This is a genomic window from Campylobacter sp. BCW_4321 (assembly GCF_001763075.1).
Taxonomy (GTDB): Bacteria; Campylobacterota; Campylobacteria; order Campylobacterales; family Campylobacteraceae; genus Campylobacter_D; species Campylobacter_D jejuni.
The window spans coordinates 80,088-103,608 of sequence record NZ_MJYA01000066.1; the positions used below are offsets into that span (position 1 = coordinate 80,088).

General features: G+C 31.2%; 21 protein-coding genes and 1 pseudogene. 8 read left to right on the forward strand and 14 right to left on the reverse strand.

Features of this window, described 5'->3' with window-relative positions; all coding sequences use genetic code 11:
* Positions 1-114: 114 nt before the first annotated feature.
* The 6 genes from AJN58_RS09445 to nspC all read right to left on the reverse strand — a co-directional run bounded on the left by AJN58_RS09445 (position 115) and on the right by nspC (position 6,817).
* Positions 115-1,047, reverse strand: a complete 933-nt coding sequence (locus tag AJN58_RS09445; protein ID WP_044778902.1) for a formate dehydrogenase subunit gamma — start codon at positions 1,045-1,047, stop codon at positions 115-117.
* Positions 1,044-1,685: a formate dehydrogenase FDH3 subunit beta gene (gene fdh3B / locus AJN58_RS09450; protein ID WP_002851264.1), complete on the reverse strand. Its 642-nt coding sequence runs from the start codon at positions 1,683-1,685 to the stop codon at positions 1,044-1,046. The genes AJN58_RS09445 and fdh3B overlap by 4 nt, the downstream gene beginning before the upstream one ends.
* The gene (locus AJN58_RS09455) at positions 1,682-4,486 is read right to left on the reverse strand and encodes a formate dehydrogenase subunit alpha (protein WP_079264430.1); all 2,805 of its coding nucleotides are present in this window, start codon (positions 4,484-4,486) and stop codon (positions 1,682-1,684) included. The genes fdh3B and AJN58_RS09455 overlap by 4 nt, the downstream gene beginning before the upstream one ends.
* Positions 4,486-4,677 carry a twin-arginine translocation signal domain-containing protein gene (locus AJN58_RS09465; RefSeq protein ID WP_002851537.1) on the reverse strand — a complete coding sequence of 64 codons (192 nt, stop codon included), beginning with the start codon at positions 4,675-4,677 and terminating at the stop codon, positions 4,486-4,488. Before AJN58_RS09465 ends, AJN58_RS09455 begins: the two co-directional genes overlap by 1 nt.
* Entirely contained in the window at positions 4,652-5,365 is a 714-nt protein-coding gene (locus AJN58_RS09470) for a molecular chaperone (protein WP_002851502.1), read from the reverse strand. Before AJN58_RS09470 ends, AJN58_RS09465 begins: the two co-directional genes overlap by 26 nt.
* A 303-nt stretch (positions 5,366-5,668) precedes the next feature.
* On the reverse strand, positions 5,669-6,817 hold the full coding sequence (gene nspC / locus AJN58_RS09475; RefSeq protein ID WP_044778903.1) for a carboxynorspermidine decarboxylase: 1,149 nt from the start codon (positions 6,815-6,817) through the stop codon (positions 5,669-5,671).
* 123 nt (positions 6,818-6,940) lie between these two features.
* On the opposite strand from nspC, the gene cueO reads away from it, so the two are divergent.
* From cueO to AJN58_RS09495, 4 genes are read left to right on the forward strand one after another with little or no spacing between them, the layout of a single operon-like run.
* Complete coding sequence (cueO, locus tag AJN58_RS09480; RefSeq protein WP_070292223.1) at positions 6,941-8,482, forward strand: multicopper oxidase CueO; 1,542 nt, start codon at positions 6,941-6,943, stop codon at positions 8,480-8,482.
* 1 nt (position 8,483) lies between these two features.
* On the forward strand, positions 8,484-8,705 hold the full coding sequence (locus AJN58_RS09485; protein ID WP_002779488.1) for a MoaD/ThiS family protein: 222 nt from the start codon (positions 8,484-8,486) through the stop codon (positions 8,703-8,705).
* The gene (locus AJN58_RS09490; protein ID WP_002855371.1) at positions 8,706-9,152 is read left to right on the forward strand and encodes a molybdopterin synthase catalytic subunit; all 447 of its coding nucleotides are present in this window, start codon (positions 8,706-8,708) and stop codon (positions 9,150-9,152) included.
* Positions 9,153-9,155: 3 nt separating this feature from the next.
* Complete coding sequence (locus AJN58_RS09495; protein WP_070292225.1) at positions 9,156-10,346, forward strand: molybdopterin molybdotransferase MoeA; 1,191 nt, start codon at positions 9,156-9,158, stop codon at positions 10,344-10,346.
* Positions 10,347-10,772: 426 nt separating this feature from the next.
* On the opposite strand, the gene cas2 is transcribed toward AJN58_RS09495, so the two are convergent.
* The 3 genes and pseudogenes from cas2 to cas9 form a co-directional block, all read right to left on the reverse strand.
* Positions 10,773-11,204: a CRISPR-associated endonuclease Cas2 gene (gene cas2, locus AJN58_RS09500; RefSeq protein ID WP_002797817.1), complete on the reverse strand. Its 432-nt coding sequence runs from the start codon at positions 11,202-11,204 to the stop codon at positions 10,773-10,775.
* Complete coding sequence (gene cas1 / locus AJN58_RS09505; RefSeq protein ID WP_070292227.1) at positions 11,197-12,087, reverse strand: type II CRISPR-associated endonuclease Cas1; 891 nt, start codon at positions 12,085-12,087, stop codon at positions 11,197-11,199. The genes cas2 and cas1 overlap by 8 nt, the downstream gene beginning before the upstream one ends.
* Positions 12,084-15,009, reverse strand: a pseudogene (gene cas9, locus AJN58_RS09510) (type II CRISPR RNA-guided endonuclease Cas9). Before cas9 ends, cas1 begins: the two are co-directional and overlap by 4 nt.
* A gap of 203 nt (positions 15,010-15,212) precedes the next feature.
* Here cas9 and dcuC point away from each other — a divergent pair.
* A complete protein-coding gene (dcuC, locus tag AJN58_RS09515; protein WP_070284003.1) occupies positions 15,213-16,667 on the forward strand; it encodes a C4-dicarboxylate transporter DcuC in 1,455 nt (484 codons plus the stop codon).
* Positions 16,668-16,687: 20 nt separating this feature from the next.
* On the opposite strand, the gene purM is transcribed toward dcuC, so the two are convergent.
* Complete coding sequence (gene purM, locus AJN58_RS09520) at positions 16,688-17,677, reverse strand: phosphoribosylformylglycinamidine cyclo-ligase (RefSeq protein ID WP_002871123.1); 990 nt, start codon at positions 17,675-17,677, stop codon at positions 16,688-16,690.
* Positions 17,678-17,737: 60 nt separating this feature from the next.
* Between purM and coaE the strand changes: the two genes are divergently transcribed.
* From coaE to AJN58_RS09535, 3 genes are read left to right on the forward strand one after another with little or no spacing between them, the layout of a single operon-like run.
* Positions 17,738-18,343, forward strand: a complete 606-nt coding sequence (coaE, locus tag AJN58_RS09525) for a dephospho-CoA kinase (protein WP_002909035.1) — start codon at positions 17,738-17,740, stop codon at positions 18,341-18,343.
* Entirely contained in the window at positions 18,340-19,089 is a 750-nt protein-coding gene (dapF, locus tag AJN58_RS09530) for a diaminopimelate epimerase (protein WP_070284001.1), read from the forward strand. Before coaE ends, dapF begins: the two co-directional genes overlap by 4 nt.
* Positions 19,064-19,798: a glucosaminidase domain-containing protein gene (locus AJN58_RS09535; protein ID WP_070278705.1), complete on the forward strand. Its 735-nt coding sequence runs from the start codon at positions 19,064-19,066 to the stop codon at positions 19,796-19,798. The genes dapF and AJN58_RS09535 overlap by 26 nt, the downstream gene beginning before the upstream one ends.
* Here the strand turns inward: AJN58_RS09535 and AJN58_RS09540 are convergent.
* From AJN58_RS09540 to galU, 4 genes are all read right to left on the reverse strand, one after another.
* Positions 19,795-20,832 carry a DUF4143 domain-containing protein gene (locus tag AJN58_RS09540; protein WP_070278706.1) on the reverse strand — a complete coding sequence of 346 codons (1,038 nt, stop codon included), beginning with the start codon at positions 20,830-20,832 and terminating at the stop codon, positions 19,795-19,797. The genes AJN58_RS09535 and AJN58_RS09540 overlap by 4 nt on opposite strands.
* A gap of 65 nt (positions 20,833-20,897) precedes the next feature.
* Positions 20,898-21,347 (reverse strand): Dps family protein, encoded by a 450-nt coding sequence (locus AJN58_RS09545; RefSeq protein ID WP_070243204.1) that lies wholly within the window; start codon positions 21,345-21,347, stop codon positions 20,898-20,900.
* Between the two features lie 127 nt (positions 21,348-21,474).
* Entirely contained in the window at positions 21,475-22,695 is a 1,221-nt protein-coding gene (locus tag AJN58_RS09550) for a glucose-6-phosphate isomerase (RefSeq protein WP_070278707.1), read from the reverse strand.
* Complete coding sequence (gene galU, locus AJN58_RS09555; protein WP_002871129.1) at positions 22,689-23,513, reverse strand: UTP--glucose-1-phosphate uridylyltransferase GalU; 825 nt, start codon at positions 23,511-23,513, stop codon at positions 22,689-22,691. The genes AJN58_RS09550 and galU overlap by 7 nt, the downstream gene beginning before the upstream one ends.
* Between the last annotated feature and the right edge of the window lie 8 nt (positions 23,514-23,521).

A 23,521-nucleotide genomic window follows, 5' to 3' on the forward strand; every position in this document is an offset into this window, starting at 1 on the left:
ACAAATTTATATATGGAAAAATAGATTTTAGATTCAACTTATAAAATAAAATTCGTTCTATTTATTTCAAAAAAGCTTAAAACTACCGCTATGCAATAACATAGCGGTTAAAGATTAAATTTTTACATTAGGATCATAAGAAAAACTAGGTTCAATTTGCTTTTTATTGCTTAATTCTTTATACCAATAAGAATGTAAAATATAAACCTCCTCTTCTTCCTTATAACCACTAATCATAGAATGGATACTGCCTTTGATTGCAAATACTGCCATATAAATATGCACACCAAAAAACACTGCACACACTATACCCAAGAAATTATGCACTATAGCTGAAATTCTTAAAAGTTCAATTTGAGTTAAACCAAAAAGACCTTGAATTGCCGTGGAATTAAAATCAAGAAAATACATAAATCCACCTGTAATTATCATCAAAAATCCACCAAAAACAGCAATATAATACCAAGATTTTTGACCAAAATTAAACTTACCTGCAGGTACAGGACGTTTTACTTTGCTTAAATAACCACCTACTATCATCATCCATCTGATATCATAACTTGCAGGAAGCATTCTTTTAATCCACCATAAAAACATAGGGATTATAGAGATGATAAATAAAACCGTTGCAAAAGCATGTAAATTTTTACAAACTCTTACAAAAAGTCCACCTCCAAAAGTCGCCCCAAACATCATCACAAAACCAGTTGGCACTAAAATCACCCAAGAAATTGCCGCGATAAAATGAAAAAGTCTTTCAAATAATGTAAAAGCATAAATTTTCTTTCCATCGTGTGAAAATTGCTTAGGTCCTATAACCATATAATGCAAAGCAAATGCAGACAATACCGCAATAATAGCGATTAAAGCTATAGTAGCTATATATTCACCTTGCAAAGTTGTCCAAAGTTTGCCAAAAGTATCATAATTTGGGATATTTGTAATACGATGAAAATCCCAAATTTGGGTATCTTGTCCCATTCTCTCGCTACCATAAGCAAATAAACTTACCACGCTTAACAAAAGCGTTACAAATACTTTTCTCATAAGCGTTCCTTTCCTGTGTAAGCAATCTTCCACTCCAAACTTTCTGAAGGATTTGGAATGCCATAATTTCTATTCATAAGTCTATTATGATAAATCTCTTCTATTTTAGAACTTTCACCTACTAAAAGTGCTTTTGTCGAACACATCGCAGCACATACAGGAACTTTTCCTTCTGCGATACGATTTTGACCATAAAGTTCTCTTTCTTTTTCTGAATTCGTTGCTTCAGGGCCACCTGCACACATAGTACATTTATCCATAATGCCTTTATTTCCAAAAACACTATCTTTTGGAAATTGTGGTGCACCAAAAGGACAAGCATAAAGACAATATCCACAACCTATGCAAATTTCTTTATCGTGCAAAACAATACCATCAGCACGGATGTAAAAACAATCCACAGGACAAACGATAGAACAAGGAGCATCATCACAATGCATACAAGAAATAGAAGTTGAAACTTCTTTTCCTTGAATTCCTTCATTTAAAGTAATCACACGGCGGCGGCGAATATGAATAGGAAGCTCATGTGCTTCATCACAAGCTACCGCACAACCATTACAATCAATACAACGCTCATTATCACAAAAGAATTTCAAGCGTTCTTTTTCTAAATTTGCAAAATTTACCTTACTCATTTTCCATCCTTACTGATTCTACAAAGCCCACCTTTAGTCTCTGGAATCTGACACATGATATCATAACCATAATTTGTTACCGTATTAGCACTTTCTCCGCTTGCATAAGGCTTAGTTCCTTCTGGGAAATTGTGCGTTAAATCCACGCCTTGCATAACTCCTGTAAAATGGAAAGGCAAGAAAATCATATCTTTTGCTACACCTGGATTAACCTTCACTCTTACATGAATTTTAGTGCCTTCTGGAGAATGTACCCAAATCATATCTCCTGCTTTAATGTCTTGCTCTTTTGCTAATTCAGGATTGATCTCACAAAACATTTCAGGTGTTAAACGCGTTAGATACATAGACGCTCTATTTTCCATACCTGCACCATTTAAATTCACAAGTCTTGCGGTAACAAGATTAAGCGGGAATTCTTTAGAATAATCCTTAGCTTGTTGCACAGAAACAAATTTAGTATCCACGCGATAAAGTGCTTTTTGATCTTCAAAACTTGGATATTTTTGCACCAAATCGTTTCTTGGAGAATGTAAAGGCTCACGGTGGAGTGGAATTTTATCTTTAAAAGTCCAAACTACAGCTCTAGCTTTAGCATTTCCATAAGGAACTATGCCTTTTTCTATACATTTAGTTGCTATGATATTGCTATCATCATAAGACCAAGTTGATCCCATTTTTTCTTTTTCTTGGGCACTTAAAGTAATGCCTAAAACTTTTTCTATATTATCTTTAGTAATTTGTGGATAACCTGTATCAATAGGCGAATTTAAAGGCGCATTTTTAGCAAGTAAACTCTCTCCTTCATACTCAAGTCCAAAATTGTTTCTAAAGCCCATACCACCTTTTGCTACTTCAATGTCGGTATTATAAAGCACAGGAGAACCTGGATGCTTATCACTCCAACAAGGCCAAGGAAGCCCGTAATACTCGCCAGCAACTTCGTCTTTTCCTTCTAAAGTTACCTCATCAAATTTATCCCAGTATAAAGTATGTTTTTTAAGCCTTTCAGGACTCCAACCATTAAGCCCTATACTTCTAACTGCTTTTGCAATTTCTCTTGTTGCATTTTCAGGCCAAACGATCTCACCTTTTTCATCGCGTAAAGTCTTGGTAAAGTCTTCATAAAAACCTAATTTTTTAGAAAGCTCAAATAAAATTTCTTGATCTTCCATGCTTTCATAAAGTGGATCTACAACCTTAAATCTCCATTGTCCACTACGATTTGTAGCTGTTACACTTCCGCTTGTTTCAAACTGTGTTGCTGCAGGTAAAAGATAAATCCCATCTTTTCTTTCTGCGATAATCCCTGCTTCATTTACAAAAGGATCAGCCAAAACTAAAAGCTCTAAAGCTTCCAAACCTTCTTTAACTTTTACTTGTTGTGCGGTTGAAGTGATACCATTTCCCATAACTACTAAAGCTTTTAAAGGCGTTCCTGCATTATCGATAGCATCATTTCCATCTTTTCCATTTAAAGCTGCTGCCCACCATCTAGCAAGTGAAAGTCCGGTTTTATGCATCCAATCTTTACTTACAAAATTTCCTAAAAGCCATTCATAATCCACACCCCAAATTTTGGCATAGTATCTCCAAGTCGCTTCATTTAAAGGATAATAACCAGGTAAATTTTCACTCAAACAAGCCATATCCGAAGCACCTTGAACATTATCGTGTCCGCGTAAGATATTAACTCCGCCACCAAATTTACCTATATTTCCAAGTACCATTTGCACAATAGGTGCTAAACGTGTATTTGAAGTTCCTACAGTATGTTGAGTTAAACCCATAGCCCAAATAAGCGTAGTTGGTTTGTTTTTAGCTACTTCGTGAGTGATTTGCACCAAAAGTTCTTTAGAAATTCCCGTAACATTTTCTACTTCTTCGGCTGTCCATTTTGCTGCTTCTTCGCGAATTTTATCAATTCCAAAAACTCTTTCATCAAGATATTTTGTATCTTCTAAGCCTTCATCAAAGATGATTTTTAGCATTCCATACATGAAAGCAATGTCAGTTCCTGGACGAATTCTTGCATAAATATCCGCTTTTGCTGCACTTTTTGTAAATCTAGGATCTACAACGATAAGCTTTGCACCTTTTTCTTTTGCTTTTAAGAAATGTCTAAAACCCACAGGGTGATTTACCGCTGGATTTGCTCCAATGATAATGATACATTTACTTCTTTGGATGTCTCCAAGATGGTTTGTCATAGCGCCATAACCAAATGTATTCGCCACACCGGCGACTGTTGCGCTGTGTCAAATTCTAGCTTGATGATCTACATTGTTCGTTCCAAAAAATGCTGCAAATTTTCTTATATAATAAGCTTGTTCATTATTAAGTTTTGCAGAACCTAAAAACATAACACTTTCAGGATTTTCTTTACGATAAGCAGCTAGTTTTTCTCCGATCTCACTTAAAGCTTGCTCATAACTTATGCGTTTCCATTCTCCATTTTCTTTTTTCATAGGATATTTTAAACGCACATGTGAACGCACCATATCGATCATATCAGATCCCTTGCAGCAATGTCCACCTGAACTCACAGGATGATCTTGAGCGATTTCTTGACGCACCCAAACACCATTTTGCACTTCTGCAATAATCCCACAGCCTACAGAACAGGCTGTACAAACTGTTTTTACTTTTTTACTACCTTCATAAGCTTCTTTAAGCTCATCAGCACTCGCTTCTCTTAAAGTTTCACTTCTAGCAAGCAACGGTGTTGCTAGGCTTGAAAGTGCTGCCATTTTAAGAAAAGAACGACGCGTAAGCTTGATATTTTCACCTACACTTGACATTACTCAGCCTTTATATAATAATTTTCCCAATTAGCACTTCTTTGAAAAAGCACTTCTTTTTTCTTACTTTTACCTTTAACCAAATCTTTTCTTTCTTCATCTTTAGCTAGAGCTAAAGTTGTGCTACCAAGCACTCCAGCAGCCCCTAAGGCAAAAGCGGATTTTTTAAGAAATTCCCTGCGATTTTTCACGAGTCCTCCTTTGTTTATTTGCTTCTCTTCTTAAAAATTCTGAACGCGATAGATCGTTTTGCACTTTTTTAGAATTTATTTTTGCAGGTTTTTCCACTTCAAAGCAAAGTCTTTCAAATTCCATAAAAGCCGATGCAATACTTGCAATTTCCTTATATAAATTCGCATTTTTATTCATGAAAACATCGCCTAAAAACTCATCAATGCTTTTATTGATCACTTTTTCAAAAAGCTCTTTGGCTAAATCATCTTCATTTTGCCTTAAAAATTCACTCATCAACAATAAACAAAATCCAACACTATCTTCACTTTCTTTAAAAAATTTTTCATTGCGTCTTATTTTACTTTTGACTAAAATTTGACGCACGCAAAGTAAAGGATTTGAATTTTCAAAACCTTCTTCTATGTAAGAAAAAGTCGTTGGAATACTATTTTTAAGACTTAAAAAAAGCAAATCATATTCTTTAAAAAATGCTTGTATAGAATTTTCATCATCTAAATGCTTAAGCAAGATATCAAAATTTGATTTTAAATTTTCATCAAATAAACATTCTTGCATTGTCTTTAAATACTCTTGTAATTTTGACAATCTTTCTTCAGAAAATGAAAAAACAAAAAGCTCTCCTAGACATTGATAATAAAGACTTCTAGCTAATCTTAATTTTTCCAAATCCATTAAAGCCCCCATGCATTCAAAATTTTCAAAAATAGCTTTAAATTTTGCTTGAATGAATATTATGCAAAATATACCTAATATTCATTTTAAAGCCGATTTTTAAATCGATTTATCTTAATACTATTTGATTTAAAAATCACTGAATTTCAATAAAATTCCACAAGGATTTAAAATATTAAAAAATCATACCAAAATATTGAAAATTAGATATTTGAGTTGATTTTATATTTGAAAAAATAAAATACTTTGCATAAAATTTATATCTTTGATTCTCTTCCAAATAAAATTAACATTTTATGCAAATTATAAATAATACTAATTTCTTAAAGAATAATCCTTATAAGAAAATTCTCTTATCATTTGAAGTTCATTTTTTGCATTTAAAAGCATGAGATTTGGAAGTCTTATACCATTAAAAGTTGTGTTTTTTACAATGGTGTAATGAATTTGATCTAAAAAAACAATTTTATCGCCGATTTTAAGCTTTTTATCAAAGGCGTATTCTCCCATTACATCACCCGCTAAACAAGTATTTCCAGTAAGCAAATAGGAAAATTCGTTCTCTTTTAAGTCTGAAATTTTTTCATTTTCTCTTGTGGCTAAAATTCTAGCATTTAAAACTTCACTTGTATAAGGCATGATGATAGTATCTGGCATATGTGCTTCGCTTGAAGTATCTAAAATGGCAATTTGTTTTTCATTTTCTATGATATCTACTACACTAGCCACCAAATTTCCTGTTTGCCAACCCACCGCTTCACCTGGTTCAAGATAAACTTGTACACCATATTTATCACTGAAATTTTTACACAAAGCAATAAGTTTTTCAACATCATAGCCTTTTTTAGTGATGTGATGTCCTCCTCCAAAATTCACCCATTTCATTTGCCCTATCCATTTACCAAATTTCTCTTCAAAGACCTTTAAAACAGCTTCTAAAGCGTCAGCACTTTCTTCACAAAGTGCGTGAAAATGAAGTCCTTCTATAGCATTTAAATCCACATTTTCAAAATCTTTAGCACGAATTCCAAGTCTTGAGTATCTTCCACAAGGATTGTAAAGTTCTTTTGGGGCTAGAGAAAATTCAACATTACAACGAAGACCTAAGGAATTTTTTTGTGTTTTGCTTTGAAATTTATGAAATTGAGCTAAAGAGTTAAACACTATATGATGAGATAAACTGGCTATTTCACCTATTTCATCTTCTTTAAAAGCAGGTGAATAAGTATGAATTTCTTTATCCATGTATTCTTTAGCAAATTTTGCTTCCCAAAGTCCGCTACAAGTACAACCTTTTAGGTATTCTCCAACAATTTTCATCGCTCCTGAAAAAGCAAAACCTTTTAAAGCTAAAAGCACTTTAGCACCACTTTTTTCACCAACACTTGCTAAAAGCTCACAGTTTTTTCTTAATTTATCTTCTTCTAAAATATAAGCTGGAGTTTGAATTTTTTCATAAAACATTATTTTTCCTTGATTAAATTGCTAAAATCATAACAAAATTAAACCAAATTTTCAAAATAAATATTTACTAAAACTAAAAAAATAATGACTATAATACAAAAAATCAAGCAAAAGGAAAAACTAATGAATAGAAGAAATTTTTTAAAATTTAATGCACTCACTCTAGCAAGTATGGGTGTAGCCTATGCAAATCCTATGCATGATATGCACTCCATGCATAAAAATCATTCTATAAATCATGACTTAGATACTTCTTTTATAAACTTTGCTCCAAAAAATTTAAAGCTTTTAGATCCAAAACAATTCCCCCAAGGAGAAATTTTAAAAGCCTTGCCTTTACTCAAAAATGAAAGTAAAGAAAAAAATATTTTTCGTGCTACCCTAGAAATCAAAGAAAATCATATAGAGCTTATCAAAGGTAAAAAAACCTTATTTTATACTTACAATGGTCTAGTACCTGCTCCAAAAATAGAAGTTTTTGAAGGAGATAAACTTGAAATTTTAGTCAAAAACAAACTCAAGGAAGCTACAACTATACATTGGCATGGCGTTCCTGTGCCACCTGATCAAGATGGAAGCCCACATGATCCTATCTTAGCAGGAGAAGAAAGAATATATCGTTTTGAAATTCCTCAAGATAGCGCAGGAACTTACTGGTATCATCCACACCCTCATTATACCACTTCTAAACAAGTTTTTATGGGTTTAGCAGGGGCTTTTGTGATCAAAGCAAAAAAAGATGCTTTAAGTCATTTAAAAGAAAAAGATTTGATGATTAGCGATTTGCGTCTTGATGAAAACGCTCAAATTCCAAACAACAACCTAAATGATTGGCTAAATGGTAGAGAAGGAGAATTTGTACTCATCAATGGACAATTTAAACCTCAAATCAAACTCGCCACAAACGAACGCATACGCATTTATAATGCTACTGCAGCAAGATATTTAAATTTACGCATACAAGGAGCTAAGTTTATACTTGTTGGTACTGATGGTGGACTTATAGAAAAAGCTATTTATAAAGAAGAACTTTTCTTAAGTCCTGCTTCTCGCGTAGAAGTTTTAATCGACGCTCCAAAAGATGGGAATTTTAAGCTAGAAAGTGCTTATTATGATAGGGATAAAATGATGGTAAAAGAAGAACCTAATACCCTATTTCTAGCCAATATTAACCTAAAAAAAGAAAATGTAGAACTTCCAAAAAATTTAAAAATTTTCAAACCTTCAGAAGAACCTAAGGAATTTAAAGAAATAATCATGAGTGAAGATCATATGCAAATGCATGGTATGATGGGAAAAAGTGAAAGCGAATTAAAAATCGCTCTTGCGTCTATGTTTTTAATCAATGGCAAAAGCTATGATTTAAAACACATTGATTTAAGCTCCAAGCTTGGAGTAGTTGAAGACTGGATAGTGATAAATAAATCTCACATGGATCATCCTTTCCATATACATGGCACGCAATTTGAACTCATCTCATCAAAACTCAATGGCAAAGTTCAAAAAGCCGAATTTAGAGCCTTAAGAGATACTATAAATGTGCGTCCTAATGAAGAATTAAGACTTAGAATGAAACAAGATTTTAAAGGACTTAGAATGTATCATTGTCATATTTTAGAACATGAAGATTTAGGAATGATGGGAAATTTAGAAGTAAAGGAATAAAATGGTAAAAGTGGAATTTTTAGGCCCTATAAATAAAGAAAATTTAGAACTTGAGGTAAAAAATTTAAAAGAATTAAAAGAAATTTTGCAAAAAGATGAGAGTTTAAAAGAATGGCTAGAACTTTGTGCCGTATCTTTAAACGATGAAATCATTTTTGATGAAAACACTAAGTTAAAAGATGGTGATAAAATAGCACTTTTACCGCCAGTTTGTGGGGGTTAAATGGAACATTTTACACTCTATCAAGGCTCTTTAGATATTCCTAAAATTTATAGCCAATGGTATGAATTTGCCAAGGATAAAAACTGCGGTGCTTTGCTGACTTTTTGTGGTATTGTGCGTGAAGAAGGAGGCATTGAGGCGCTTAGTTTTGATATTTATGAACCGCTTTTAAAAAAATGGTTTGATGAGTGGCAAAAAAGAGTAGATTTTGATGGTATTAGCTTGCTTTTTGCTCACTCTATAGGCGATGTGGCGGTTCATGAAAGCTCTTATTTTGCAGGAATTTTAAGCAAACAAAGAAAATTAGGACTTAAACTCCTTAATGAATTTGTTGAAGATTTTAAAGCAAGCGCACCTATTTGGAAGTATGATGTGATAAACAAAGAAAGAATTTATGCTAAAGAAAGATCAACCAAACTTTGCGGTGCAGGACTTTTAAAAGGATAAAAAATGTTAATGTCTTATGAAGAAAGTTTAAAAATTTTACACTCTCATATCAAAACCTATGAAAAGATTGAAAAAATAGCTCTTACAGAGTGTTTAGGACGCATTTTAGCTCAAGACATAAAAGCCCCTAAAAATCAGCCTGAATTTCCAACCTCGGCTATGGATGGTTATGCGATCAAATTTGAAGATCAAGATAAGCCTTTAAAAATTTTAGGCCTCACACCTGCAGGCACTATGCCACAATTTAGCGTGCAAAATGGCACTTGTGTAAAAATCTTTACGGGCTCACTCATGAGCGAAGGAAGCGATACTTTAGTCCCTGTTGAAAATGTACGCGTAGAAAATGATGCTCTTTTTATAGAAAAAAAAGTTCCCCAAGCTTTTGCCGTGCGTGCGGTAGGAGAAAACTATAAAAAAGATGAAATTTTACTCAAAAAAGGCACAAAGTTAAATTATAGCGAGATAGCTCTTTTGGCTGAACTTGGATTTTTTCACATTAGTGTGTTTATAAAGCCTATTGTAGGGGTTTTAAGTAGTGGAAGTGAGATAAAAGATCTAGGAGAAGCCTTGGAAAATCCTGCTCAAATCCGCTCTTCAAATCATATCGCCATAGCTAATTTAGCTAAAAATTTAAATTGCGATACAAGGGTTTTTCCTCTTTTAAAAGATGATGAAAAAGCCACTTTTTCTACCCTTGAAAGTGCTTTGCAAAGTTGTGATATTTTAGTTACAACGGGCGGGGTTTCTATGGGGGATTTTGACTTTTTAAAAAAAGCCATCAAAGAATACGAAATCATCATCGATAAAGCCGACATAAAACCAGGTAGACATATCAAAATAGCCAAGGCTAATGAAAAATTCATTATCGCCTTACCAGGTTTTCCTTACTCGGCTATGGTAATGTTTAATCTTTACGCAAGAGAGATTTTAAACTCTTGGTTACTTCAGCCTAAAGACTATATTTGCAAAGCCTTCTTACAAGGAAGCTACAAGAAAAAAACACCTTATTTGGAATTTGTCGCTTGTAACATAAAGTTTGAAAATGGACGCATTTTAGCTAATCTTGAAGGTAAAAAAGAAGGCTCTAGTGCGATTATAAACAATCTTAACAATAAAGCTGCCCTTATGGTGGTGCCAAAAGAATGTGAAATGTTAGAAAATGAAAGTTTAGTGGATATTATCTTTATGCCTTAAAATTATTTAAATAATTTTATTTCGATTTTAATCAACCATAAATTTCAATAAATTTCAAATTTGCAACCTCCTTTTAGTGGAGTAATTAGCCCTAGCGGAGTTTCAATCCACTAGGGTTTTTAGTCCCTTTTTAAATTTCTTTATGGAAAATAATAAAGCTAATGCAAAAGTTGAAAACAAAGTTTTAGTCCCTTTTTAAATTTCTTTATGGTAAAATTCAAGTCTATATGTTTGGTTACTTGGAATTGTTTTAGTCCCTTTTTAAATTTCTTTATGGTAAAATAGATATTTACCAGATAATGAAAATTTCAGGGTTTTTTAATAAAAATAGCAAAAATTATGCTATAATCTCATAAGAAATTTAAAAAGGGACTAAAATAAAGAGTTTGCGGGACTCTGCGGGGTTACAATCCTCTAAAACCGCTTTTAAAATTCAAATAAATTTTGCTGGTGATATTTTTCTTGTTTTTTGTTTATTTGAATTTCTTCATTATTTGAATTTTTGTATTTAAATTCTCCATGACTATCTATATCAAAAAGCGTTAAATTAGTTTCGTTATTAACTTTTTCGTTAAAAACTATGCCACCAAGCAAAAGCTCCATTTTATCAAACTGCTTTTCAGTGATGATTAAAGCCCTTACATTTCCATAAGGTGGCAAAATCTTTTTTACATTTTCAATAGAACTTTTTGCGGAACTTAAACCCTTGCAAATACGCATATAAACGCTAAATTGCAGCATAAAATAACCTAATTTTATAAGATTGTTTCTAAATTTACTTGCTAGTTTTTGCTCTTTTTTACTTTTAGTTGGCACATCAAACATCAAAAGCACACGCATAAATTTATCTTCAATCATCAAATTTCACTATCTTTAGTTCATCTTCATACAATAAAGCATTTTTAAAATTTGCCACATAATGATTTATCACTCTATTTAAAGGATAATTTTGCCCATCAAAATTGATTTTGCTTTGTAAATGACCAATCAACGCTCTTTTGTCATCTTTGCTTAAAAACTCACTTTCACCCACAAGTTCTAAAACACAATCATCAACACTAGCCCTAAACACTTCTATCAAATCATCACAAAGCGCAAAAGAATTATAAATATTATTGTGCTTTATGCCAAGCCAAGGCAAAAGTCCACTGATACAAACTGCTCTAATAATACAAGCCCTAATGATTGCATAGCCATAATTTAAAGCAGAATTTTCAAAGCAAAGCTCATCTCTTGAAAAAGAAGCACCAAACAAAGTTTTAAAATACAACACCGCCGCAACAGCTTCAATATTTTTACTATCATTTAAGGTTACTTTTTTAGCCAAATTTACAAGCTCATTGCTTTGCTCTATTTTATTGTGTTTTTTCAAAACAAAGGCTTGATTTAGGATTTTGTTTTTAATGATTTTTTGCCATAAAATAGCCTTTTTTTGAGCACTTACATTCATTTGCTCTTTTGCGATTTTTGCACTTTGAAAATGCCCTAAAAAAGGAGTAAAAACACCATTTATACTATGAGTTTCATCACAGGTTAGCAAGATGATTTTATGCTTTGCAAAAGCGTTAAAAAGTGCGGAACTCAGGCTTGCTTGCAAGCTTTCTAAAACGATGATGTTTATATCTTTTAAAAACAATTTTGCTACATTTTCATCTTGCTTAATCACAAGATGATTTAGCTCTAAATTTAGCTTGGCATTAGAGCTAATAAGTAGTGTTTTAAAAGCTTCATCGTAACTCATTTTTTAAAATCTTCTCTTTGTCTAAACTCAGCCTTTGTCACTTCTCCAAGTGCTGAAACTATGTATTTTTCAAATACTTTTAGATTTTGAATTCCTATGCTTTTTGCGATTACTTCTTTTTCATTTGCATTTTTAAACAATATTTTTTGATTTTTGCTTAGCGTTTCAAATTTATTATCGTGTTTTGAAACAGTTAGGCTAGCATTTGAGCTATCTAGCCTTTCATAATAAACAAGTTCTGGCTCTTGCATATCTTTAGTTTGAATTAAAATCAAACTATCTTTGTATAAAGAAAAGCAAAACTCATAATTTTCATCCATTAAAATCCAATCTTTTATAAGACCTGACTTTTTATCTTTACCTTGCACCACGGCTTTATTTGGTAATACTTTTAAAGCAAAATCCATGGTATAAATTGGCACAGCATAAAATTTATTTGTCTTTTTGTGTTTAAAAATATCCACTCTAAACATATCACCATTGCTAACGATTTTACCATTTACTTTGCGGATTTTACCAAGCTCTAGGGCTTTTAAAACTCCTTCTTTTCCGCCGTATGATTGATAGAATTCTTCTTCTTTTCTAAATGTTTCTTCATGTAAAGCTCCACTTGGCTTTTTTCTCTCAGGTTTTGAGACAAAAATTTCATCAATTTTATCTAAAAGCTTTTGCCTAAAACCACTAAAAGGCTCAAAAAACTTCCTTTTGTTTTTATAATCTAATTCACTAATTTTTTTGCATAAAGTTCTGCAGTGTTGCTTTCTTGCTCTTTTTTAAAATCTGAAAAAGCCTTTACGATAGAGTTGTTTGCATAAGTAATAATTGCTGCATCGATGGCGTGATGAAGATGATTGTTTCTATTCTTAGTGCTAAAGCCCCAAGTGTGCCTTAAAGCGGATGTTAGCATACCGCTTTTTGCTTCTACATATACTTTTGAGACTTTTTGTGTATCGTTTAATTTTGTATTTTCATCATCGCTTAAAGGTAAAAAATCTAAATAATCTTTAGTATAGTTTAAAACAAGCCTTGCGATGTAGCGAGTATCGTTTAGATTTATATCTTTAAAGTCTTTTTGCTCTTTGTCTTTGTAATTTTTATCTAAAATTCTTTTTTGCTTTTTAATAGATAGGTTTTTTGCTAAAACTTCAATTTTCTGCCATTTTGCACTATCATTGCCAAAGGCTTTAAAGGGGTTTTATTAAGTTTTTCTTGATTTTGCTTGGTAAAAACTAAAACTTTATTCATGTAAGAATCATCAAAACTTCTAGAATAAGGGTAAATATGGTCAATTTTAAGCATTTTTTTATCTTGCAAATCACTAATTTTAATCTTTTCCCCACTATAAACACAAAATTCTTTTTGTTCTTTAAATAATCTTAATTTTAAAATATTTTTACTATTTTTTTAAGCCTAGTTTTTCACATTCAAGTTCAGCGTCTTTTTTGGCCTTGTAGTTTTCGTTTTGCTCTTTTTCTATTTTAGCTCTTTAGTTGTGATTTTTATCTACTTCTCTTGCTAATTCAATGTTTATTTTATGCACTTTACCATATTTTTTAAGCAAGGCATTTAAGACCTTTCTATATTCTTTAATCGCCCTTAAAACCACAGGATTAGTTACTTCATCTTTGTAATAAGTTTCATTAAATGCGGGCAAAAAGTCTTTTTTATCTTCATTAAATGCTATTTTTAAATTAAGCTCACTGCAAGCTTCATCGTATTTTTTAAAGGAGTGATAAGTTTTAAGGCTTTAAAACTTATATTTAAATGGTTTTTAAATTCCAATTTGCTTAAGCTATCAATTTGATTTTGATTTAAATCATATTTTGCTAAAGCCTTTTTAAGCTTAATCTCATCTTTTATAAGGGTAATACTTTTGCTATTTCATTTAAATCATCTTGGCTTAAGCTATGCTCACCTAGGGCTTTTACAAATTCTTTATATTTTTTAAACTCAATAAAATAAGTTCCTTTTTCTCCTTTAAATTCATAATCATCACTTAAAACTAAAAGCTTTTTTTGTTTGTTTATAAGTTAGAGTGCCATTTTTTAAAACTTCATTTAAAAGCGTGTTTAAATCATCTTTTGTATATAAAATTCCTTCAGTATTTTTAAGATTATTTAAAAGATTGATAATTCTTGTAAGTACTACAAACATAAAGGCTAAGGGCGAATTTTTTGGCACTCATTTTTCACCAGTAAAAAACTACAATTTTCCACCAAATGAGAAAAATCCTTTAAAGCCCTTTTATAAAATACTACACTAAGCACCTCTTCTTCAAATTTTTTTGAAAAAGAAAGACCAAATTCTCTTTGCTTTTGAAAAATAAGCTTTAATTCATCTTTTAAAAAACTTTGCACTATACAGCGTTCATAACTTTCTTTTTTATTTCTAACATTTATAAATTCTTTGGAATTTTCTTTGAATTTTTGAAAATACTCTTTATAAAGATACTCGCCTACACTTTGATAACTTACTAATTTTTCTTCATTTTGCTTGATAGCTTTTAAAATCTCGCCTTTTTCTTCATCACCATTATTTTTAATATCATCATAGCCACGCCTTTTTGCAATATGTAAAATCACTCTTGCAAAATCTTACTTACTTAAAAGCTCGTTTAAAGCTCTAAATCTTAACTCATAAGGGCTAATTAAAGAGCCTTTATAAGCCTTAGCTAAACTCTCATCAAAGCTTTGATAATCTTCGTAATTTAGCGATTAAATGTCTAAGTAATTTAGCCTTGCTTTGCTTCTAGCAAGGTGTTTTCTAGCACTTCTTGCAAGGCGTCTAAGGCTAAGGATTCTCCTGTTTTAGGATTTTCAGCTTTTGTAAAATCCTAGCTCCACATTCTTTTAACTCATCATTTTCGCTAAATACCCAGCCAATAGAGCTTATACCTATATCAAATGCCAAAATTCTTGCCATACTAAATCCTTTGTGACGTTTATGATTTATTTATAATTATAATACAAAAATCATTTTTTATGCAAATATGAATTTTTCAGTAACCAAACTATACATATGTTAATTTTGCAATACAAAAAATAAGTAATTTTTAAATAAAAAATATTTTTTATTTAAAAATTTAGCTAAAATTAAATTCATAAGCTGTAAATTCAGGAGAAATCATGCCAATTTTTATGATATGTTCTACACTTTTAGCGGTAATTGTCGTTGCTTATTATATACTCAAAAAATACAATCCCATTTTTGTATTTTTTCTTTCAGGTATTATCTTGCTTATTTTTGCTTTTTACATCACAGGAACACCTATACCAAAAGCCCCAAGCAGAGAACATGCAAGCTTTTTGAATGTTTTACTTGATAGCTATGCTTTTATCACAGCAACTTTTAAAAGCCAGCTTTCTGGAGTAGGACTTATTATCATGAGTGTGGCAGGTTTTGCTGCTTATATGAAACATATCAATGCTTCGGCAAAACTTGCTTTTTTAGCAAATAAACCCTTAGAAAAAATCAAAAATAAATACTTGATTTTAAGTGGAACTTTTGTTGTTGGAATGGCTTTAAAAATTGTCATTTCTAGCTATGCTGGATTGCTTTTGCTTTTGTTAGCATGTATTTATCCTGTTTTAATCTCACTTAAAATCCGTCCTATTACAGCTGTATGCGTGCTTTCTTTAATTGCACTTGATTATGGTCCAAAAGATGGAAATTCAATCAATATGGCAGATATGGTAGGACAAAGCGATAATGTCGTAGGGCTTTTTTTAAATTACCAAATTTATAGTGTGATTGCCTATGTTGTAGTTATTGCCATCTTGATTCCTTTTTATTTTGCTTGGATTGATAAAAGAGATAAAGAAAAAGGTGTTTTAAATGATGAAGTTGAAATTCCGCAAATCATTGATCCTAAATGTCCCACTTTTTACATACTCTTTCCTTGGTTACCTGTTGTATTTTTATTTACAGCGTATTTTTTTACTATCAAGCTCGATGTTGTGACAGCAAATTTTGTAAGTATTTCTTTAGTTTTTCTTGTTGAATTTGCAAGACACAGAAATGCTAGAAAATTAGGCGAAGATATGATGGTGATTTTAAAAGCTATGGCTGAAATTTTTATCTCAGTCGTAAGCATAATCATCGCTGCTGGAGTATTTGCTGAAGGCATTAAAGCACTTGGTGGAGTTAATATCCTTGCTAACGCGGTTTCAAATCTTGGAACAGGAAATTTTGCATGGTTTGGAATTCTTTTGAGTATAGCTATTTTAAGCTTTTTAGTTTATTTTGCCACAGTGATTATGGGAAGTGGAATTGCTGCTTTTAATGCTTTTGGAAAACTAGCTCCTGATATGGCTACAAAATTAGGCGTTGCACCTATTACTCTAGTTTTACCTATAGAAATTGCATCTTGTTTAGGTCGTGCAGCTTCACCAATAGCAGGCGGAATCATAGCTTTAGCTGGATTTGCAAAAGTAGCTCCAATGGATATTATAAAACGAACCACTCCTCTTTTACTTATCGCTATGCTTGTAAATGTACTCGTAGCCTTTTATCTAGCACAAACCAATCCTTTGCCAAAAGAACAAAACACTACAAAAATAGAACTTAAAATACACAAATAAAGCGTATTGACGCTTTATTTTCACTCTAAAACAATACCTTCATTAATGCAAATTTCGCCGATAATAAAGGCATCTGAATTTTCTAAAACCCTACTTACATTAGAAGGATCTACAACCATTACTAAACCCACTCCCATATTAAAGCTTCTATACATTTCGCTTTCTTCTACAGCCTGTCCTATAATATAAAAAATTTCAGGAGTTTTAAGATGATGTTTGCGTATAGTTGCACCCATACCACGAGGTAAAACGCGTGGTAAATTTTCTACTAAACCACCCCCTGTAATATGAGCTAGAGCACTGATATAAGGCTTTAATGTAAGAAAATCACGCACATAAATCCTTGTAGGTTCTAACAAAATATCAATTAAATTTTTACCCTCTATCTTGTCATCAAATTTTAATTTTAAACTTTCAAAAAGTACTTTTCTAGCTAAAGAATAACCATTTGAATGAAGTCCTGAACTAGGAAGTGCCAATAAAATATCACCATTTTTAACAAATTTACTTCTATCGATCTCATCTTCTTCAGCCATACCCACAGCAAAACCCGCAAGATCAAAATCATCTTTTGCATACATTCCAGGCATTTCAGCAGTTTCTCCGCCAATTAATGCACAATTTGCCATCTTACATCCCTTGGCAATGCCTGATACAACAGCCTTTGCTACTTCTACTTCAAGCTTGGCTGTAGCATAATAATCTAGGAAAAACAAAGGCGTAGCAAAATTACAAATCAAATCATTCACACACATTGCTACTAAATCTTGCCCTATAGTATCATATTTTTTAGCATCAATTGCCAAGCGAAGCTTGGTACCAACCCCATCTGTTGCACCTAAAATCACAGGCTTTTTAAAACCACTTGGCATTCTAAAAGCACCAGCAAAAGAACCAATTCCACCTACAACATTATCATTAAAAGTTTCTTTAACCAAAGGTTTTATAGCCTCTACAAAGGCATTTCCATTATCTATACTTACGCCTGCATCTTCATATGAAATTTTCATTTATTTTCCTTTAAGAACTAAAAAGGTATTTTAACGAAAAAAGTTTTAATAAGGCATAAGATGAAAAATGCTTTTTTTGTAACCGCTTCAATTGCTTGTGGCAAAAGCACTTTTATAGAAATAGCGAATTCTTTAGGCTTTAAAAGCATTAGTGCAGACAAAATCGCTCATAAAATTTTAGATGAAAATGCTTTAGAACTTGAAAAGATTTTTTCTCCCTTTAACTTAAAAAATTTACTCACAAAAGAAAAGAAAATCGATAGAAAAATCCTTGGAGAAATTGTTTTTAACAACAAAGAAGCTAAAAAAACCTTAGAAAATTTCACTCATCCTAAAATTCGAGCTAAAATTTTAGAACAAATGCAAATTCTAGATAAAGAAAATAAAGCTTTTTTTGTAGAAATTCCTCTTTTTTTTGAAAGCGGTGCTTATGAAAATTTAGGCAAAGTCATCGTAATTTACACACCTAAAGAATTAAGCCTTAAAAGAATCATGCAAAGAGATAAACTCAGCTTAGAAGCTGCAAAAGCAAGACTTGATTCTCAAATAGATATTGAAGAAAAACTTAAAAAAGCAGATTTTATCATTAAAAATACTAATTCTTATGCCGATTTTAGGCAAGAATGTGTTAAAGTAATACAAGAAATTTCTAAAGGAAAAATGTGAAATTTTATAAATATTGTGCAAGTGGGAATGATTTTGTCATCACAAATGCTGATAGAAAAGAAGATAGAAGTGCTTTAGCTAAAGAACTTTGTAATCGTTATGAGGGTATAGGTGCGGATGGCTTTATCGTGATATTGCCTCATGAAAAATACGACTTTGAATGGGAATTTTATAATAACGATGGCTCAAGGGCTGCTATGTGTGGCAATGGCTCAAGGGCTGCGGCACATTTTGCACATCATATTAACAAAATAAATCCTAACATGAGTTTTTTAACCGGTGCAGGAGTAATAAAAGCAAAGGTAAATCAAGATAAAGTTGAAGTATCTTTAGGTAAAATAAAAAGTGTACAAAATACTTTTGAAGAATTAGGAAAAACTTGGCAACTTTGCGACACTGGAGTTCCACATCTAGTACATTTTTGTCAAAATTTAGATGAATTTGATACAATGCTTTGTCAAAAAATGAGACAAAAATATAATGCCAATGTTAATTTTGTAAAAATTTTAGATGAAAATCATTTAAAAGTTCGCACCTATGAACGCGGAGTTGAAGATGAAACCTTAGCTTGTGGCACAGGAATGGGGGCTTGTTTTTATCTGGCATTTTTAAATAAAAAAGTACAAAATAAAGTTAAAATAACTCCTAAAAGTGGTGAAGAGGTAGGGTTTGCATATAAAAATGAAGAATTGTTTTTTGAAGGAAAGGTAAAGTATTGTTTTGAAGCCAATTATAATTTTTCTTAGTCTTTTTCTAATCCCACTTTTTGCTGCTGATGATCTAAAGAATGGATTTGGAGAGGAATATTACAAACTTGATATAGATCAAAAAAGACAAATTTTTTTTATAAAAATGAATGAAATGTTTGATCAAAGCTTTAAAAAAATTGAACAAGAAAGAGCCTTTATCGAAGCTTTTTTTAAAGATGCTTACAAAACAGGCTTTAGGACTTCAAACCAAACAAATCTTGAAAAACTTATCATGATAAAAAACAAATATCGTATTGAAAATCTTTATGATTTTGCAGAATATAAAAAACGTATTCAAAAAATTCCAAAATCCATGGGTATAGCCCAAGCTTTAGTTGAAAGTGCTACAGGTACCAGTCGCTTCGCAAGAGAAGCAAACAATCTTTTTGGAGAATGGACTTGGGGTGAGAAAGGTTTAATTCCTGATTTAAGACATCCAGATAAAAAACACAAAATTAAAATTTTTGATAGTCTGCAAGATAGTGTTGACTCTTATGTTTTAAATTTAAATCGTCATTTTGCTTATGAAAAGTTTCGCGATGCAAGAGCTAAATTTGAAAGCGAAGGCAAAGAGATAACAGGGCTAGAGGCTATTAAAACTTTAGATTCTTATTCTGAACGCAAGGGATATTATATCAATCTTATTACAAAAATCATCAAACGATACAACCTTGAAAAATACGATACAAAATCAAACAACGCCTAAAATCCAAGTGAAAATTTATCAAAAGATATGATTTCAAATTTAATCCCTTGCTCAAAAAAACTATCCTCGCTTGAAAGAGTGATAAAAATCACATGAAAAATTCCAAGTTCTAAAGCCTTTGGTAAAATTTTCTTAGCACGTAATTTAATCAAATCAATATCTAAAGTTGGACTTGAAATATAAGCAACTTTAGATATTTGACTATAAAAGTTAAAGTATTTGTTATAAAAAAATTCTTCTTTAAATTTAAACAACTCGCTTAAAACTAAATTTTCAAATAAATGTGAAAAATCTTTTGAAATACAAAGATTATTTCTTAGGCCAAAATCTTTAAAATAAATCTTTTGAAGTTTTTTTTCATCATGTTTTAAAGTATAAATCACATAAGTATTTTCTAATTTTTTTATAGCTTGATAAACACTATCTTTTGAAGTTTTTAATCTTTTTTTGAGTTCTATAAATATCTTAGAAATACTGATTTGCTGACCCAAATTTAAAGCTAAATACTTTAAAATTTCTAATTCTAAAAGAGTAAAGCTTTGTCTTAAAAGTATGTTTTTTTCTCCAAATTTACTCCGTCCACTTTGCAAAAAAAGACCTACTAAATTATTTATAGGTAAATTTTTCTTACTTACACTAATAAATTCTTCAAAATCAAAATAATCAAGTTCAAGTTCTTCAAACCCATTTACATTTAAATCTTTTATATTTGTACTTAAGATGATGGGAATTTTAATTTTTTCTAAATTAGGGATAAAATCCAAATTATAAAGGCAAAGAATTTTAATTTGTAAATTTTCATTCAGAAAATCAGAAAGTCTTTCTAAACTTTGTTTTTCAAAACGTGTATCATATAAATCTAAAAACAAAATTTCACTTGCTTTAAATTGAGATAAAAAATTAAAAATAAGCGTTTTTTTACCACAAAATCGTGGGCCTTTTATGATAATATTTAGTTTTGAAATTTGAATTTTTCTTTCATAACTTACTTCAAATTTAGGATGGTTTTCATAAAAAAAATTAAGTACTTTCAATTTTATCCTTTAAAAAAAGGATATTATAACCTAGTTAGTATAATTGGGGCATAAAGCCCCTTAAATTACATTTTGCAAGCACCTTGTAAAGTAGCGCCTATCATCCAAAGACTTTTTTCATATTTTGCGATATTTTCTTGCGCAAAAGCAACTGTTGTGGTATCACTTTCTTTTTCTGCTGCTTCATTGAGTTTTTTAAATTCTGCTAAAAGATATTCATAATCTTGTTTGATCAGTTCTATGACTTCAAGCGGAGTAAAGCAATCTTTTGCAACTTTTGGACTTTTTGCATTTTCCATTAAAACTTTTTGGCAAATGATAGCTTTTTCGCCAAGTTGTAAAACTCTTTCAGCACAACTATCAAAAAGTTCTGCCATTTCTTCATAAGCTTTTTCTGTGTACTCGTGTATAGAAAAAAATTGCAAACCTTTTACATTCCAGTGATAATTATGAAATTTAACCCATAGATGATGAGCATCTGCTTGCATTTGTAATAATTGTTTTGTAACTGACATGATTGACTCCTTTTTTTGATTTTTAAAATTATAGTATAAAATTCTTAAATAATAATTATTATTAATTAAAAATTTTTATTATAATTTTAACTTAAAATTATTATACTCTTTTTTTAATGAATTTTGATTAAGAAATTAATATATTTTTTAAGATCAACTTTCCAACTTCCACACCAGGTTGATCATAAGTGTTAATCCCTAGCATAACACCGCAAGTTGAAGTAAAAAGTTCATAATAATACATCAAATATCCCGCATGCCAAGCGTCAAGTTTTTCAAGTTCTATCACATCAACACTCAAATTTTCGGCGATTAAAGCATGCATAGTTGCATCACATTGGGCGTTTAAAAGTTCGTGAAGATTGACTTTATTACTTAAAGAATCTAAAAATTTAAAATGAATATCAGGGATAATAGGTGCTTTTTGAGCGTCTTTGATTTTTAAAAAAGTTACAGTTTTATTTTTAGGTCCATCCATGATGAGTTGTAAAAAACTATGCTGATCTCTTGCTCCAATGAGTGCAACAGGAGTTAAACCTATGCGTTTATAGCCTTGCTTTTTACCTAAACTTTCAGCAATAAGCTGGATATACCATTCGTTAAAGCCTTTAAAAGCATCACTATATGAAAAAAGCACATTGATATTGGCATTTTTGTGTGTGCAATAATGATAAGCCTTTTGTAAAATTTCATCTTTTTTGCGAGTAAAAAAATCTTCAAAACAAGCTTTAGCTCCTTCTAAAAGAGCTTTGGCATTATAGCCACAAAAACAAAGTGGAACTATACCCACGGCTGAAAGTATGCTAAAACGACCTCCTACATTTGCAGGGATAAAAAAGCATTTAATACCTAAATTTTCACCTTCTTGATGAAGTTTTGAATCCTTATCGGTAATAAAAACAAAGTATTTTTTTAATTCTTGCATATCAAGTTTAAAATGTTCAATAAGAAGTTTAAAAAGCGATACAACTTCTATAGTGCTACCTGTTTTACTGATGATTAAAAACAAACTTTCTTCAAGCTTGATTTTTTCTAAAGTCTTATTAAAAGAATGTGAACTTGTGTTATCGAGTATAAAAAGTTCTCTTTGATTACTTTTTTCATTAAAAAGCATATCACGCAAGGCTTTTACACCGCAACTTGAACCACCCATTCCCACTAAAACAATATTTTTTATGTGTTCTTTGTCTTTGATAAAAGCCAAACTCTCATCAATCAGGCTTAAGCTCGTGTCAATAAGATGATAATACCCTATATCTCCACTTTTTACCTCATCATTAATACGATTTGCATAAGAGCTTATAGTGTGAATTTCACTTTGTTTAAAAAAAAGTGTATTGTTTAACATTTACTTTTCTCGTAAAAATAATTTGTAGCCTCTACAAAGCCTTCTACACTTCCACAATCAAAGCGTTTCCCTTGAAATTTATAAGCTAAAACCATACCATTGGTTGCTTGAGTTAAAAGTGCGTCGGTAAGTTGAATTTCTCCATTTTTTCCTGCTTTAGTATTTTCTAAAATTCCAAAAATATCAGGAGTTAAAATATATCTTCCTATGATAGCAAGATTACTTGGAGCTTCATCAGGACTTGGTTTTTCTATCATAGAATTAACCATGATAAGATTTTCTTCTACAAAATTTCCAGAAATTACTCCATAGTTTGAAACTTGCTCTTTTGGTACTTCCATCACAGCTATGATGGTGCAGCGATATTTTTCATAAATTTTTACCATTTGAGCCATAACATTTAAGCCTTCTTCATTGACACACAAATCATCAGCCAAAATTACACCAAAAGCTTCATCGCCAACCAAAGGTTTACCTTTTAAAACCGCATCACCTAAGCCTTTCATTTGATTTTGTCTTGTAAAAGTAAAGGTGCAACGATTGATCAAAGAGCGAATTTCATCAAGTAAGTATTCTTTTTTTGTACCTGAAATTTGATGCTCAAGTTCATAAGAAATATCAAAATAATCCTCTAAAGCTCTTTTTCCACGTCCTGTTACAAATCCCATATTTTCCATTCCTGCTTCCAAAGCTTCATCAACCCCATAATGGATCAAAGGTTTGGTTAAGATAGGTAACATCTCTTTAGGTAAAGTTTTTGTTGCAGGTAAAAATCTCGTCCCATAACCTGCCGCAGGGAAAATACAAGTTTGAAGCATAAAAATTT

Coding starts and splice junctions, on each gene's coding strand:
- AJN58_RS09445 (WP_044778902.1), bottom strand. CDS start 1,047: ATGAGAAAAGTATTTGTAACGCTTTTGTTAAGCGTGGTAAGTTTATTT.
- fdh3B (WP_002851264.1), bottom strand. CDS start 1,685: ATGAGTAAGGTAAATTTTGCAAATTTAGAAAAAGAACGCTTGAAATTC.
- AJN58_RS09470 (WP_002851502.1), bottom strand. CDS start 5,365: ATGGGGGCTTTAATGGATTTGGAAAAATTAAGATTAGCTAGAAGTCTT.
- nspC (WP_044778903.1), bottom strand. CDS start 6,817: ATGTTTTATGAAAAAATTCAAACTCCAGCTTATATTTTAGAAGAAGAT.
- cueO (WP_070292223.1), top strand. CDS start 6,941: ATGAATAGAAGAAATTTTTTAAAATTTAATGCACTCACTCTAGCAAGT.
- AJN58_RS09485 (WP_002779488.1), top strand. CDS start 8,484: ATGGTAAAAGTGGAATTTTTAGGCCCTATAAATAAAGAAAATTTAGAA.
- AJN58_RS09490 (WP_002855371.1), top strand. CDS start 8,706: ATGGAACATTTTACACTCTATCAAGGCTCTTTAGATATTCCTAAAATT.
- AJN58_RS09495 (WP_070292225.1), top strand. CDS start 9,156: ATGTTAATGTCTTATGAAGAAAGTTTAAAAATTTTACACTCTCATATC.
- cas2 (WP_002797817.1), bottom strand. CDS start 11,204: ATGATTGAAGATAAATTTATGCGTGTGCTTTTGATGTTTGATGTGCCA.
- cas1 (WP_070292227.1), bottom strand. CDS start 12,087: ATGAGTTACGATGAAGCTTTTAAAACACTACTTATTAGCTCTAATGCC.
- dcuC (WP_070284003.1), top strand. CDS start 15,213: ATGCCAATTTTTATGATATGTTCTACACTTTTAGCGGTAATTGTCGTT.
- purM (WP_002871123.1), bottom strand. CDS start 17,677: ATGAAAATTTCATATGAAGATGCAGGCGTAAGTATAGATAATGGAAAT.
- coaE (WP_002909035.1), top strand. CDS start 17,738: ATGAAAAATGCTTTTTTTGTAACCGCTTCAATTGCTTGTGGCAAAAGC.
- AJN58_RS09545 (WP_070243204.1), bottom strand. CDS start 21,347: ATGTCAGTTACAAAACAATTATTACAAATGCAAGCAGATGCTCATCAT.
- AJN58_RS09550 (WP_070278707.1), bottom strand. CDS start 22,695: ATGTTAAACAATACACTTTTTTTTAAACAAAGTGAAATTCACACTATA.
- galU (WP_002871129.1), bottom strand. CDS start 23,513: ATGCTTCAAACTTGTATTTTCCCTGCGGCAGGTTATGGGACGAGATTT.